The 15,089-nt window shown below is 40.6% G+C and carries 11 protein-coding genes; 2 read left to right on the top strand and 9 right to left on the bottom strand.

Annotation, left to right across the window (positions count from 1 at the left end; all coding sequences use genetic code 11):
* Positions 1-249: 249 nt before the first annotated feature.
* On the bottom strand, positions 250-1,134 hold the full coding sequence (prpB, locus tag ACS604_RS15445) for a methylisocitrate lyase (RefSeq protein WP_004706036.1): 885 nt from the start codon (positions 1,132-1,134) through the stop codon (positions 250-252).
* The gene (locus ACS604_RS15440; protein ID WP_001153627.1) at positions 1,127-1,837 is read right to left on the bottom strand and encodes a GntR family transcriptional regulator; all 711 of its coding nucleotides are present in this window, start codon (positions 1,835-1,837) and stop codon (positions 1,127-1,129) included. Before ACS604_RS15440 ends, prpB begins: the two co-directional genes overlap by 8 nt.
* Before the next feature lie 515 nt (positions 1,838-2,352).
* On the opposite strand from ACS604_RS15440, the gene ACS604_RS15435 reads away from it, so the two are divergent.
* A complete protein-coding gene (locus ACS604_RS15435) occupies positions 2,353-3,567 on the top strand; it encodes an amino acid aminotransferase (protein ID WP_013199242.1) in 1,215 nt (404 codons plus the stop codon).
* Positions 3,568-3,615: 48 nt separating this feature from the next.
* Here ACS604_RS15435 and dld read toward each other — a convergent pair whose 3' ends face one another.
* From dld to lldP, 4 genes are all read right to left on the bottom strand, one after another.
* On the bottom strand, positions 3,616-5,322 hold the full coding sequence (dld, locus tag ACS604_RS15430; RefSeq protein WP_474772170.1) for a D-lactate dehydrogenase: 1,707 nt from the start codon (positions 5,320-5,322) through the stop codon (positions 3,616-3,618).
* Positions 5,323-5,777: 455 nt separating this feature from the next.
* On the bottom strand, positions 5,778-6,923 hold the full coding sequence (gene lldD, locus ACS604_RS15425; RefSeq protein ID WP_092710004.1) for an FMN-dependent L-lactate dehydrogenase LldD: 1,146 nt from the start codon (positions 6,921-6,923) through the stop codon (positions 5,778-5,780).
* Entirely contained in the window at positions 6,920-7,672 is a 753-nt protein-coding gene (lldR, locus tag ACS604_RS15420) for a transcriptional regulator LldR (protein WP_005309013.1), read from the bottom strand. Before lldR ends, lldD begins: the two co-directional genes overlap by 4 nt.
* A gap of 19 nt (positions 7,673-7,691) precedes the next feature.
* Entirely contained in the window at positions 7,692-9,359 is a 1,668-nt protein-coding gene (gene lldP, locus ACS604_RS15415; RefSeq protein WP_474772169.1) for an L-lactate permease, read from the bottom strand.
* A 374-nt stretch (positions 9,360-9,733) separates the two neighbouring features.
* Here lldP and ACS604_RS15410 point away from each other — a divergent pair, with 374 nt between their 5' ends.
* Positions 9,734-11,104, top strand: coding sequence for a phosphohexomutase domain-containing protein (locus tag ACS604_RS15410; RefSeq protein ID WP_474772167.1), 1,371 nt, complete (start codon positions 9,734-9,736; stop codon positions 11,102-11,104).
* 44 nt (positions 11,105-11,148) lie between these two features.
* Here the strand turns inward: ACS604_RS15410 and galE are convergent, their stop codons facing one another.
* The 3 genes from galE to ACS604_RS15395 are packed head-to-tail and all read right to left on the bottom strand — an operon-like array spanning position 11,149 to position 15,087.
* Positions 11,149-12,165: a UDP-glucose 4-epimerase GalE gene (gene galE / locus ACS604_RS15405; protein WP_474772165.1), complete on the bottom strand. Its 1,017-nt coding sequence runs from the start codon at positions 12,163-12,165 to the stop codon at positions 11,149-11,151.
* Positions 12,158-13,828 carry a glucose-6-phosphate isomerase gene (gene pgi, locus ACS604_RS15400; RefSeq protein WP_474772164.1) on the bottom strand — a complete coding sequence of 557 codons (1,671 nt, stop codon included), beginning with the start codon at positions 13,826-13,828 and terminating at the stop codon, positions 12,158-12,160. The genes galE and pgi overlap by 8 nt, the downstream gene beginning before the upstream one ends.
* Entirely contained in the window at positions 13,825-15,087 is a 1,263-nt protein-coding gene (locus ACS604_RS15395) for a nucleotide sugar dehydrogenase (RefSeq protein WP_004795442.1), read from the bottom strand. The genes pgi and ACS604_RS15395 overlap by 4 nt, the downstream gene beginning before the upstream one ends.
* Positions 15,088-15,089 lie beyond the last annotated feature (2 nt).

Genomic DNA, 15,089 nt, shown 5'->3' with positions numbered 1-15,089 from the left:
TATATCAACCAGAATTTGTTGTTTGTTCAATTTTTACTTGGGTAAAAACGCGACAGCGTCTTGCCGAGTTTTCATCCATTTTTTGGATTAACCTGCCGTTCGCCTTACTTTTCACGGATGAAAAGTAAGCAAAAATCCTTGTTGGTCTGACGATATATCCCTATATCGCAGTCCAACGTAGCGGCATCCATGCCGCCCTCACGATAGCCAAGACCATCGTTTCCCCCCTTCTTTCTAAAGAGGGTTGGTTTATTTCTTTTTAGCAAAAGCGTTGTCTAAGTAGTCTTCAAACGCATAGTAGTTAATGCGTTCATATAACTCTTTACGCGTTTGCATAATATCAACCACGTTCTTTTGCGTACCTTCTTTACGCAAGGTTTCATATACAGTTTCGGCTGCTTTGTTCATGGCACGGAAAGCAGAAAGCGGATAAAGCGCAAGGCTTACATCAGCAGATGCTAACTCTTCAGTGGTAAACAGTGGTGTAGAACCAAACTCTGTGATGTTTGCCAAAATTGGTGCACCTGTCTTCTGAGCAAATTGCTTGTACATATCAAGCTCGGTAATTGCTTCAGGGAATAACATGTCTGCACCCGCTTCAATGTAGGCACCCGCACGGTCAATTGCAGCTTGTAAGCCATCTACGGCCAATGCATCGGTACGCGCCATAATCACGAAGCTGTCATCACCACGTGCATCGACCGCAGCTTTAATACGGTCAACCATTTCTTCTTGAGTCACAATGGCTTTGTTTGGACGGTGACCACAACGTTTTGCGCCCACTTGGTCTTCAATGTGCATTGCCGCCGCACCAAACTTGATAAGTGCCTTTGTAGTACGGGCAATGTTAAATGCAGAAGCACCAAAACCTGTGTCCGCATCGACCAATAATGGAAGATCACATACATCGGTAATACGGCGTACGTCTGTCAACACATCATCAAGGTTACTAATTCCCAAATCAGGTAAGCCTAAAGAACCAGCGGCTACACCACCACCTGATAAGTAAATCGCTTTATAACCTGCACGTTTTGCCAAAAGTGCATGATTGGCGTTAATGGTTCCAACCACTTGTAATGGCTTTTCTTGGGCTACTGCATCGCGAAATAGCTGACCTGCGGATTGTTTAGCCATTGTTATGTTCTCCTTGTGCTTGTAGCAGTGTTTGCTCAATAATTTTGTAAGAAGCATTGATATGTCGATGCATCAGCAGCTCGGCAAGTTCACCATCACCTTCTGCAATTGCATCTAAAATACGGATATGTTCGTCCCAAGCTTTGCTCGGACGATCGGGTGTGTTTGAAAATTGAATTCGGTACATACGAATGAGGTGATAAAGCTCATCACATAGCATTTTTTCTAGGGTTTTATTGCCACTACTTTTGATAATGCAGTAGTGAAAATCGTCCTGCCCTTCTTGCAAGTAATATCCTTTACCTGCTTTAAAGTTTTCATCTTCGGCATGCATACGCAAAACATCACGTAGTGCCAAGATTTGCTTTTTATCAATATGCTGTGCAGCAAGTTTGCAAGCCAAACCCTCTAAAGACGCACGAATTTGGTAAAGCTCTTTAAACTGTTGCAGTGAAAGTGAAACCACGCGCGCACCCACATGTGCGGTACGCTCAACCAAACGTTGACCTTCAAGGCGATGAATTGCTTCACGCAATGGCCCACGGCTAATGCCATAAGTGCGCGCCAGCTCAGGTTCAGAAATTTTGCTACCCGCCGGAATTTGGCCCAAAACAATCGCCGTCTGTATTTGTTTAAATACATTCTCAGTCAGTGTTCTTCCCTGACTTTGTAATGGCTCTGGTGCGAAGGTCAAATCTTGCATATTGTCGACAATTTTTAATCAATTATGAGTTTTATAGCGGTATGAATGAAAAAAATCAAGGTGATTGTTGACACTTTACAGAACGCATCAGGTCAATTTTTATCGTTAGACCTGTTCTCTCACCTTATATTTACAGCATTACACCACTTGCTAATTAGTATTTATAAAACAGATATTTAATATTATTTTACCTATAGATTTATGGCACTTTTTTAGCTGCTTTTCGACCGCTAATCTTTTGTTTCAAACTTTAGTCTACAACCAATGTATTACAGCAAGATTGTAGACAATCTGCTTGAATGAAAGTATGAGTTATAAATTACTATCTATTTACCGTAATTTCTTTTAAATCTTTTTATCATTTTCATCCAGAAAATATCGATATTAGTGAAATTATCAGGTGCTTCACGGTAGCTTTATTGATACATTATTGAACATCGACATAGTTGTGGCGTATTTTTCGAGACAGAAAAAACCGAGCACTATGCATATTGTTGAATGAAAGGACTTTTTTGATGTTTCAACATATCCCCCCATACGCAGGCGACCCAATTCTCTCTTTAATGGAACAGTTCAACGCTGATACTCGTTCTGGAAAAGTGAACTTGAGTATTGGTCTTTATTATAACGAAGACAGTATTGTTCCTCAGTTAGAGACCATTATTGAAGCGCAAAAGCGTATCGAGCCTAAAAACGGTAAAACCAAACTTTATTTGCCAATGGAAGGCTTCAAACCTTACCGTGAAGCAATTCAAGCACTTTTATTTGGTGCAAACAGCCCAGCAGTTAAAGCTGGCCGTGCTGTAACCATCCAAACACTTGGTGGTTCAGGTGCATTGAAAGTTGGTGCGGATTTCTTAAAAACTTATTTCCCAAATTCAGACGTTTGGGTAAGCCAACCAACTTGGGACAACCACGTTGCGATTTTCAATGGCGCTGGTATCAAAACTCATTTCTACCCATATTTCGATAACGAAACACGTGGTGTAGATTTTGACGGTATGCTTTCTACACTTAAAACTTTGCCTGAGCAAAGCATTGTGTTATTGCACCCATGCTGCCACAACCCAACTGGCGCTGACTTAAACCCAGCGCAATGGGATCAAGTGATTGCAGTATTAAAAGACCGTAACCTTATTCCATTCCTAGACATCGCTTACCAAGGTTTTGGTGACGGTATGGAAGAAGATGCGTATGCAATTCGTGCTTTAGACCAAGCAGGTCTAAACTTCATTGTGAGCAACTCGTTCTCTAAAATCTTTTCTTTATATGGCGAGCGCGTTGGCGGCTTAACTTTCGTATGTGACGATGCAGAAGCTGCTCAGTGCACATTCGGTCAGTTAAAAGCGACTGTACGCCGTATTTACTCTAGCCCTCCTACTACAGGCGCTTGGTTAGTTGATGAAGTGTTAAATGACGCTGAACTTAACCAACAATGGCAAGGTGAAGTGAAAGAGATGCGTGAGCGTATTATTAAAATGCGTAGCATCTTAAAAGACGAACTCACTAAAGCTCTACCAGACCGTGACTTTAGCTACCTTGTAAACCAAAAAGGTATGTTCAGCTACACAGGACTAACTGCTGAGCAAGTTGATATCTTGCGTGAAGAATATGCAATCTACTTAGTACGTAGTGGCCGTATTTGTGTTGCTGGTTTAAACATGAACAATGTTTACACTGTTGCTAAAGCAGTTGCAGAAGTGCTTGCTAAATCAACAGAAGCTGCATAAGACATTTATTAAAAAAGGCGCTTCGGCGCCTTTTTTTGTTTCTCGAGATTAAGATTTAGCTTTGCCCCAATATTTCAGTTTTGAGGTGTGTCCAATACCCACATTAAAGCTATTGGTTGGGTCGAGTTTTTGATAGAAGTTCGCTAAGGCAGGTTTGGCAATGTAAAGATGCCCAACATTATGCTCTGCTGGATATTCAGCACGGCGCGTGTCTAGCAACTTCCACATTTGATGTTCCATTTCTAATGGGTCATGGCCCTTTTTAAGAATATAGTCCTGATGGAAAACATGACAAAAGAAATGCCCATAATAGAGTTTATGGAGAATTTTGTTTTCCATCTCGGCTGGCAGTTGCTCTACCCACTCGCGGTCATTACGACGTAACGCAATATCAAGCGCCACAATATCTTCAACTTCACTACGGTGCGTATCGCGGTAACGAATTGCCGCCCCTGCAATCGCAAAACGGTGTAAGAATGCCTTTCGTCCTTCTTCTTCGCTACATACGAAATAGCTACCTGACTGGTGCACCGCAAAATATTCTTTTAAAAACTGCTCTGTCTGTGCTTTCGAATTATTTTCGACACGTAGCACTAAATGGTGCTCATAACGATCTCGATACTCGGTCATACGCTTAGGTAAATGACTCGGTAAAAAGAACGTAATCGCCTGTAAAATATGATCCGTTAAGCCTTTAATTTTAAATCTTTCTAAGAAGCCATCGACTTTGTCTTTCATCGCAAAAGCTTTTGGAACATTGGCTGTACCGAACTTTTCAATAAATAAGAACGTGTCTTTCCCGTACTTTTCACCGATCAAGTAAGCATCTCGGTGAATATATTCACCCGCAATCGGCAGGCTTGGCAGTGAGGTCAGTAAATAACGACGAATCGCGGTTAAATCATCGGCATCATTAGTACCAATATAAAAGACATTACTTTCTACTTTTTCATAAGTATCAAGGCGTACAGCAAACACACAGACTTTACCTGCCGAACCTGATGCTTCAAACAGACGTGATGGGTCTGCATTATAACGGGCAGGCGTATCTTCATCGACTTGAGTCACATCGTGCGCATAGCGATGATCCGACGCCTGCTTTTCGCCATCATCTAAAATATCTATGGCTTGATATTTCTGTTTCTCTAAACGAGTCAAAATTTCTTCAGGAGTCGAGCCTAAATTCACCCCTAAATGATTCACCAGTTCTAATTGACCGGCAGCATTCACCTGAGCATATAACGCCAGTTCAGTGTATGCAGGACCACGGCGTACCAATGCACCACCAGAGTTATTACATACACCGCCAAGTACCGATGCACCAATACAGGATGAACCAATTACTGAATGCGGCTCACGGTCATAGCCTTTTAAAATTTGTTCTAAATTATCTAAAGTCGCGCCGGGTAAACAAATCACTTGCTTACCGTCATGAATGACTTGAATGCCCTTTAAACGACGCGTACTCATGACTAAAACAGGACGGTCATAATCATCGCCATATGGCGTTGAACCACCAGTGAGTCCCGTATTTGCCGCCTGCATAATAACAATACAATCTGCCTCAATTGCAGCCTGCAAAACTTGCCATTGTTCTAGCAGTGTTCCTGGCACCACCACAGCAAGTACTTTCCCCTCACCAAAACGACGACCTTGACGATACTGACGCGTGCTTTGATCATCGATCAAAACATGCGAACGCCCTACAATGTTTTGTAAACGTTCGATCACTGCTTGAGGAGAAAATGTTTGCATGATGGTTTCCTTTTGGTCATCCATACCACATAGTTTTTTTAAATTTAGAGCAACACGACGGAGTCTTACAGGTAAAACTTCGATGTAAACAGCTCATTCTGTTACTTTGATTTTGCCCTGAGTGGCGGCTAAAGCCACGTAAGACCAAAGGCACTGTCACTTACAGAACCTGTTTGCTGTATCCATTTTTCAATTTACATTGCAAAAACAAATCCTTGCTCATACCACGCAGGCTGTAAGTGACGCTTAGCACCAGCAGCTAATTTCTTAACTCAATTGGCTACGCGTTGGCGGCAGGGATGCCGCCGTTTCGATGCGGTAGCAAGGACGTACCATCATCGAAACAAAGGTTTTTGGTTACTTTTTTAAAAAAGTAACTTCAATTAGCTACTTCCATTGAACTTTTTCCGATAAGACGCCGTCGTGCCAATATCATCAAAGTTAATACGAAAATTTTAGAGCTTCATTGCCTGTACTAAACAATCCGCATTAATATCCGAAATCGACTTAGCACCCGTAAGCGTCATCGCAACTCGCATTTCTTTATCAATTAAATCAAGCAAGTTCGACACACCTTGCCCACCTGCTGCTGCCAAGGCATAAACAAATGCACGGCCAAGTAAAACCGTATCAGCGCCGAGTGCCAACATACGCACGACATCTAAACCATTACGAATGCCTGAGTCAGCCAAAATCGCTAAATCACCTTTAACAGCATCAGCAATTGCAGGCAATGCACGAGCAGACGACATCACGCCATCTAACTGACGACCACCGTGATTCGACACCACAATGCCATCTGCACCAAAACGCACGGCATCTTTAGCATCTTCAGGGTCTAAAATACCCTTAATCACCATTGGGCCATCCCAAAACTCACGAATCCACTCCAGGTCTTTCCATGAAATCGATGGGTCAAAGTTCGAGCCTAACCAGCCAATATAATCTTCAAGACCAGTTGGTTTACCTAAATATTTAGAGATATTGCCCAAGTCGTGCGGACGGCCCATTAAGCCGACATTCCACGACCAATGTGGATGAAACATAGACTGCATATAACGACGCATCGCAGCATTTGGCCCACTCATACCCGAGTGTGCATCACGATAACGTGCACCCGGTACAGGCATATCTACGGTAAATACCAGTGTTGAACAACCTGCTGCTTTTGCACGTTCCAAAGCATTACGCATAAAACCACGGTCGCGTAATACATAAAGCTGGAACCACATCGGGCGATTAATTGCAGGTGCAACTTCTTCAATCGGACATACAGAAACCGTTGAAAGCGTAAATGGAATGCCCTTTTTGTCGGCCGCCATCGCTGCCTGCACTTCACCACGACGCGCATACATGCCTGTTAAACCCACTGGTGCCAACGCAACTGGCATCGACAGCGTTTCATTAAACAATTTTGTCTCTAAACTTAACGCTGACATGTCATTCAGCACACGTTGACGCAATGCAATTTCTGACAAATCTTGTACGTTACGCTTTAAGGTATGTTCCGAATACGCTCCACCATCAATGTAGTGAAATAAAAATGGAGGTAAGCGACGTTGTGCCGCAGCACGATAATCATTGCCAGAAGAAATAATCATTTTGAATCAACTCTATTTAAACGGTTTGCGCGTTTCTGGCGAGCTTCATCTTCATCCAGAGAACGCACATGATTAATCACAAATTCAATATGACCGCAGACAGCTTGGCGTGCGGCCTCGGGATCTTTACGATCAATAGCATCCATCACCTGAAAATGCTGCTCGCTCAGCAAGTCACCATTGACTGGATCGTTATAAACTTTTTTACGCCCCAACAAGACGTTGTATTGCAACAAATCGAAGAGACTACGCATCATTTGAATCAGCACCACATTGTGAGATGCTTCAGCAATCGCTAAGTGAAATTCAGCATCTGCAACCGCAGCCTGTGCTGAGTCACCCGCATTTTGGTGGCGACTAATTTCATTAAAATAATGACGGATTTTGGCGCGATCTTCAGGCGTTGAGCGCAATGCGGCATACCACGCAGTGCCACCTTCAAGTAATAACCGCGCCTCTTGCACATCAAAACGGTACAGCGGATCTTCTTCAATCAGGTTACTAATTGGATTTACAATCAGTTGCTGTGGCCACTGTTCAGGTAACTGCTGAATATAAGTCCCATCTCCACGGCGGCTACTGAGTACACCTTGACTATTGAGCTGTTGAATCGCTTCACGCAAAGAGGGACGAGAAACTCCTAAGCTTGTTGCAAGCTGGCGTTCGGCAGGCAAACGGTCACCTTTTTTCATGTGACGCTCTTCAATTAATGCCTGCAATTTCATGACCACTTGATCGGAGATTCTCATCGCGTTTCCTTCACTGGAGTTATGGAATCATCCACGGAACCAGATAAGCCTGAACCGTAATAATGATGCCAACAAAGACAGTGAATATGATGCTATGTTTTACCGTGAAACGGAACAAGTCAGATTCTTTTCCAACTAAGCCTACTGCTGCACAAGCAATCGCAATCGACTGTGGAGAAATCATCTTACCTGTCACACCACCACTGGTATTCGCTGCTACAAGTAATACTTCTGGAATACCAATTTGCTGAGCTGTGGTCGCCTGTAGTGCCGAAAACAAAGCATTTGAAGAGGTGTCTGAACCTGTAAGGAACACACCAAGCCAACCCAAAAATGGCGAGAAGAAAGTAAACGCATGACCCGTATGTGATAGAGCCAAAGCCAAAGTTGCAGATAACCCTGAATAGTTCGCAATAAAAGCAAACGCCAACACCATACCAATTGAGTAAATCGGTGTTTTTAACTCATTTACTGTTTCACCAAAAGTCGTTACTGCCTCACTCGCTTTCATTTTCAAGAAAATAGCGGTGATGATTGCAGCAATAAAAATTGCTGTCCCCGTTGCAGAGAACCAATCGAACTTATAAATCGCTTCGTATGGTTTTATCTCTGACACAATCGGTGGCATTTTTTCGACCAATTTATGTAAATACGGAACTTCAATTTTAAAAATTAAATGTTCCAGTGCACCGTCTTTTGCAAATAGTGCTTTAAATGGCTTAACACTCCAGATTGTAACCATGACAGTTAAGATCGCAAATGGAGACCATGCCTTAGCAATTTTTCCAATGCTATAACGCTGAATCGTTGTTGGTTGCTGAGTCAAAGTTTGCCCAGCTTCAGGCTCAAAACGGAAAATATGTTTTGGTTTCCAGAAACGGAACAACACAGTCAAGCTCACCAATGACGCAATTGCAGCGGTAATGTCTGGTAATTCAGGACCAATAAAGTTAGATGTAAGATATTGGGCAATCGCAAAAGAACCACCACCAACCAATACAGCAGGCCAAGTTTCTTTAACACCACGCCAGCCGTCCATAATCGCCATAATCCAGAACAGTACAATCAGCGTTAAAAATGGCAACTGACGCCCAACCATCTGGCTGATTTCCATGGTATCTACACCAGAAACCTGCCCTGCTACAATAATTGGAATACCCATTGCACCGAATGCCACTGGCGCCGTATTTACAATCAGGCACAGACCCGCTGCGTAAAGTGGCTTAAAGCCTAAACCAACAAGGAGTGCAGCGGTAATTGCCACTGGAGCACCAAAGCCTGCTGCTCCTTCTAAGAAAGTACCAAAGGCAAAACCAACCAATAACATTTGCAGACGTTGGTCTTCGGTAATCGACAAAATACTTGAGCGAATAATCTCAAACTGGCCTGTTTTTACCGAAATTTTGTATAAAAAAACTGCCCCAATAATGATCCATGAAATTGGCCATAGACCGTAGAAGAAACCGTAAATGATTGACGCAAAGGCCATTTGACCCGGCATTTGATAGAAAAAGAGAGCAATCAATAATGCAATAATGACTGTGCCTGTACCCGCGATACTGCCTTTTAAACGAAAAACAGCCAATGCTAAAAAGAAGAAAATAATCGGGATTAATGCAACCGCGCTGGACAGCCAAATATTATTTAAAGGGTCATAAAGTTGTTGCCACATATTGAGCATTGTCATCTCCTTGAAATGCCGGGGCGAATTTTTGTACCTTAAATTCTTAAACATTTAACACAATTGGTATGACCAATTAAAATTTAAGTGCAAATGTTATTTCTTAAACCGCAGATTGCATCATAAACACAGTTATTTATAAGATCAATCATTAAATAACCATAATAATTGGTAAGACCAATAGTACTGAATAAAATCAAGCTATTTCGAACTTCCAGTTTTATTTATTAGACTAAAGTCGTAAAAAGTATTCTTATAAATTTAAATCTGAGCTACAGAAATGAAGTGTAAAAATTGAATATAAAAACTATAAACATAACCATTTATTAAGAAATGTATAATAATGCTTAAAACTCAAATCATTTGTATTGAACTGAATAATGACTACTTTAACGTGTTTTAAAGCCTATGATATCCGAGGCAAACTCGGCACCGAATTGAATGAAGAAATTGCCTATAAAATTGGCCGCGCTTACGGACAAATCTATAAACCAAAGACTGTAGTAGTCGGTTGTGATATTCGTCTAAGCAGTGAATCTTTAAAACAAGCGACCATCCGTGGTTTAAATGATGCGGGCGTGAATGTTCTTGATTTGGGCATGACGGGTACTGAAGAAGTTTACTTCGCTGCTTTCCACTTAGATGTACAAGGTGGTATCGAAGTTACTGCTAGCCATAATCCAATGGACTATAACGGCATGAAATTAGTTCGAGAAAATGCTCGTCCAATTAGTGCAGATACCGGTTTAAAAGAGATTCAGGCTTTAGCAGAAACCAATAACTTTGAAGAAGTTAGCCAAAAAGGTACAACTCAAACCTATAACATTTTGCCCGAGTTCGTTGATCACTTAATTACCTACATTGAACCTGCAAAAATCCGCCCACTTAAGTTAGTGGTAAACGCGGGTAATGGTGCAGCTGGCCATGTGATTGATGCGATTGAAGAAAAATTTAAAGTGCTTAACGTACCAATTGAATTTATTAAAATTCACCATGAAGCAGATGGTACTTTCCCAAACGGAATTCCTAACCCAATTTTAATTGAAAACCGTGACAGTACTCGAAATGCTGTAATTGAGCATAAAGCAGATATGGGAATTGCATGGGACGGCGACTTTGACCGCTGTTTCTTATTTGACGAAAAGGGACAGTTCATTGAAGGTTACTATATTGTTGGTTTATTGGCTCAAGCTTTCTTGATTAAACAGTCAGGCGAGAAAATTGTTCATGACCCACGTTTAGTCTGGAACACATTTGATATCGTGGATGAATATAAAGGTATTGCTGTCCAGTCAAAATCTGGTCATGCATTTATTAAAGATGTCATGCGCGAACACAATGCCGTATATGGCGGCGAAATGAGTGCACATCACTATTTCCGTGACTTTGCTTACTGCGACAGCGGCATGATTCCATGGTTACTCACCGTTGCCCTACTCTCTGAAACAAGACAATCACTTTCAACACTGGTTGAAAATATGATTACCAAGTTTCCTTGTAGCGGTGAAATCAATTTTAAAGTGGCTGACACACAAATCACTATTCAAAAGATTTTTGATTTCTATGCCGATCAAAATCCACAAATTGACCGTACTGATGGTGTAAGTCTAGACTTTGGTGCATGGCGTTTTAATGTCCGTGCTTCAAATACTGAACCGTTATTACGTCTCAACATTGAAAGCCGTGCAGATCGCCAAGCCCAGCCAATGCAACATTATGTAGATGAATTGACTGGGTTGATTCAGAACTAATTAAAAATAAAAAAAGGAGCAATAAGCTCCTTTTTTATTAGTATTTAATTATATCCATTAGGATTCTGCTTCTGCCAGTTCCAACTATCCTTGAGCATATCTTCTAAGCCATATTGAGGCTGCCAACCTAACTCAGCAACCGCACGGCTATTGTCTGCAAAAGAAGTCGCAACATCACCAGCTCGACGTGCTACAAACTCAAATGCTACAGGTATGCCATTAACTTGTTCAAAGGTGTCTTTAACTTGCAAAACAGATGAACCATTACCTGTACCAATATTCCATGCTCGACAACCTTTCGTCTGTAAACGGTTATTCAAAGCACACAAATGTGCATTCGCTAAGTCAACCACATGAATATAGTCACGCACACCAGTGCCATCTACCGTGTCATAGTCATTACCATAAATAGATAATTTCTCACGACGGCCAACAGCAACTTGAGTCACATATGGCATTAAATTATTTGGAATACCTTGTGGATCTTCACCAATACGGCCACTCTTATGTGCACCTACTGGATTAAAATAACGAAGTAATGCGATTGACCACTCTGGATTAGATACCGACAACTTTTGTAATAATTGCTCAACAATCAACTTAGTGTAACCATAGTTATTACTCGGTATACCTGTTGGCATGTCTTCATTTAATGGCGATATATTGCCTTCATCATATACTGTTGCAGAAGAGCTAAATACAAGTGTGTAAACACCCGCTTTTTCCATTGAATTAACCAGTTGAATACTACCCGCAATATTATTATCAAAATAAATCAGCGGTTTTTCTTGGCTTTCACCTACTGCTTTTAAACCTGCGAAATGAATAACAGCGTCAATTGAATGATTTTCGAAAACACGATCAAGTTCATCCGCATTACGGATATCACCCTGCACAAAAGTTAAACTTTTTTGGGCGATATCTTGAACTCTATTTAAAGATTCTTCTGAACTATTCGAAAGATTATCAAAAACGATAACTTCATGACCAGCCTGTAAAAGCTCAACACATGTATGTGAACCTATATAACCTGCGCCACCAGTGACTAGAATTTTAGCCATCTACTTTTCCTAACAATATTTTAATTAATCCACGCGTTGAAGCATCAAGTGTTGAAAGGTCATTTTGAACACCGTTTAAAATCGGAAGTAGTTGATCAGCAATCTGCTTACCTTTCTCAACTCCCCACTGATCAAATGGATTAATATTCCAGATCACAGACTGCACAAAGACTTTATGCTCGTATAAAGCAATCAACATCCCTAAACTATAGGGGTTTAATTCTTTCAATAATAATGTAGAACTTGGTTGATTACCTTCATATTGCTTATAAATTGGTAAATTCTCTAATTCAGCTGGGTCTAGAGCTTCATTACCAAAAGCTAATAATCTTGATTGCGCCAAACAATTTGAAAGTGCCAGATGATGTTGTTCAACCAGAGCTTCAGCATTTTCAACATAGGTAAAATGATCTGCGTTATAACGTTGAATTGGCGCAATAAAATCACAGCTTACTGCTTGAGAACCTTGATGTAACAATTGATAGAAGGCATGCTGGGCATTTGGTCCAACCTCCCCCCATATAATAGGGCAAGTATCAAGCTCAACTTTTAAGCCATTGCGCTGTACCGACTTCCCATTAGATTCCATTTCTAACTGTTGCAGATAAGCTGCAAAATACTTTAATCGCCCATCATAGGGTAATACAGCATGGGTCTGAATATTTAAAAAGTTATTATTCCAGATTCCTAACAATGCCATCAAAACCGGAATGTTTTGATCAAAACTCGTATTTTGAAAATGTTCATCGACTGCATGAGCCCCTGCTAAAAGTTGCTGGAAGCCTTCCACACCAATCGTCAAAGCAATAGGTAAACCGATACAAGACCATAGAGAATAACGCCCACCTACCCAGTCCCACAGTAGTAACTGGTTTTCAGGCGAGATTCCCCATTCAGACATTTTTTCAGATTTTGTAGATACACCAATAAAGTGACTTTTTAATACACGAGCATGTGTTCCTAAGGCCTTTTCAAGCCACTGACGAACTGTTTGTGCATTTGATAAAGTATCAATCGTACCAAAAGACTTAGATGAAATAATAAACAAAGTTGTTTCAGGACGAAGTTGATGGAGCAACTCAGATAACTGACTACCATCCATAGTCGACACAAAGTGAATATTTAAAGGCTTAGCTGTTTTTACCTTAAAATCAGATAAAGCATGCGTGACCATTTGTGGTCCTAAATCAGAACCACCCACCCCAATATTAACAACGTCTTGAATCACCTCACCAGTTGAACCCCGATATTGCCCTGCATGGATTTTTTCCACTAAGGTATACATGCGTTGTAACTGGCTATGAACTTGTTCTGTTAAATCTGGAAATTTTGAATAATCAGCTGGTAAACGCAATGCCCAGTGCATTGCTTCACGTTGCTCAGTACAATTAATTTTATTCTTTGAAAAAAGGCGATGAATCCATTCGGTTAAATTTTTAGTATTTGCAAGAGCTACTAATTGTCCCAAAATATCTTTGGTTAAGCGGTGCTTACTATAATCAAAAAATAATTGATCAAATTTTACAGAATAATTTTGAAAACGATCTGGCTCTAAAGCAAATAACTCTTTTATATGTAATTTTGAGTTTTTTTCACCTAGAGTTTGAAGATGAGTTAAAGGTGAGGCTAATTCCTTTGGAAATTGCTCAATTGATTTACTCATAAGCGACCTACTCCTTCATAAGCAAAACCTTTCGCCTTTACATACGCAGGATCATAAATATTACGTCCATCTAAAATTAAAGGATGCTTCATTAACTGTTGTAGTTGCTTAAAGTCAGGACTCCAATATTGCTTCCATGCCGTGACTAAACATAGCGCATGAGCATCTCGCACCGCCTCATATTGGTCCGTACATAAAATTAAATCTTCACGATGTCCATAAGTTGCAGCTATTTCATCTAAAGCTTGAGGATCATGCAGACGTACTATTACACCCTGTGCCCATAATGCGGCTAATAAAATATGAATCGGTGAATTATGTATATTCGAAGTATTCTCTTTAAAGGAAGCACCCCAAATCGCAACTGTTTTGCCATTTAGACTACAGTGATAATAATTCCATAACTTACGAAATAAAATTTCTTTCTGCTGCTCATTAATCGCCCATACCTGTTCCAAAAGGCGGCTTTTTGTTCCAGTTTCAGACACAGTACTTGAAAGTGTTAAAATATCATGCGAAAAGTTCTCACCGCCAAATCCTACACCTGGCGATAAATAGGCAGCACCAATACGTGTGTCAGCAGCGATACCATGCTTTACATTCGCAATATCAATACCTAACTTTTCAGCCACCATAGCCAAGTCATTCATATAACTAATGCGGGTAGCCAACATGCCTGAAATACTAAGTTTGGTGAACTCAGCATCTAAAATCGGCATAAATAAATATTGATAACTAAATTGAAAAAAAGGACGCAATAACTCCTGCATAGTTTCACTTGCGTCTCTAGATTCCACACCAACAATGACATGTTTTACATTCAATACACTGTTGATAGCATTACCTTCCTGAATCACATCAGGAAAATAAACCCACTCATCTTTTGGTAAATGCTGTTTTAATTTCTCTGTACCATGCAAACCAAAAGTAGAGCCATTAATCATTAATCGCGGATGAACAATAGGTCGTTCGCTCAACTTCTCAACTGTTTTTAATGCAAGTTCAATTTGTGTTGGACTAAAGCAAAATAAATAAACTTCAATATCTAAAGGAATCTCTGAAAAAGGGCTCTCTTTTAAAAAACCCGCTTTTCGCTGCTTATTTAAATAATTATTTACATCTTGATCTTGATACGAGAGTACAGAAATATTTTCTTCACAAGTGACACTGGTACACCAGTAAATTTGATTACCATATTCAGCTAATAACGCTGCCATCACACCGGCATGTAACGTTGTTCCAAATACTGCGATTTTCATTG

It is taken from the genome of Acinetobacter sp. Li1LvA2, assembly GCF_056156705.1.
The sequence above is the reverse complement of the archived record's forward strand: the minus strand, read 5'-3'. Positions and strand labels throughout refer to the sequence as shown.

Coding starts and splice junctions, on each gene's coding strand:
- dld (WP_474772170.1), bottom strand. CDS start 5,322: ATGCAAACATTTTCTCCTCAAGCAGTGATCGAACGTTTACAAAACATT.
- ACS604_RS15395 (WP_004795442.1), bottom strand. CDS start 15,087: ATGAAAATCGCAGTATTTGGAACAACGTTACATGCCGGTGTGATGGCA.
- pgi (WP_474772164.1), bottom strand. CDS start 13,828: ATGAGTAAATCAATTGAGCAATTTCCAAAGGAATTAGCCTCACCTTTA.
- galE (WP_474772165.1), bottom strand. CDS start 12,165: ATGGCTAAAATTCTAGTCACTGGTGGCGCAGGTTATATAGGTTCACAT.
- lldR (WP_005309013.1), bottom strand. CDS start 7,672: ATGAGAATCTCCGATCAAGTGGTCATGAAATTGCAGGCATTAATTGAA.
- ACS604_RS15440 (WP_001153627.1), bottom strand. CDS start 1,837: ATGCAAGATTTGACCTTCGCACCAGAGCCATTACAAAGTCAGGGAAGA.
- ACS604_RS15410 (WP_474772167.1), top strand. CDS start 9,734: ATGACTACTTTAACGTGTTTTAAAGCCTATGATATCCGAGGCAAACTC.
- ACS604_RS15435 (WP_013199242.1), top strand. CDS start 2,353: ATGTTTCAACATATCCCCCCATACGCAGGCGACCCAATTCTCTCTTTA.
- lldP (WP_474772169.1), bottom strand. CDS start 9,359: ATGACAATGCTCAATATGTGGCAACAACTTTATGACCCTTTAAATAAT.
- lldD (WP_092710004.1), bottom strand. CDS start 6,923: ATGATTATTTCTTCTGGCAATGATTATCGTGCTGCGGCACAACGTCGC.
- prpB (WP_004706036.1), bottom strand. CDS start 1,134: ATGGCTAAACAATCCGCAGGTCAGCTATTTCGCGATGCAGTAGCCCAA.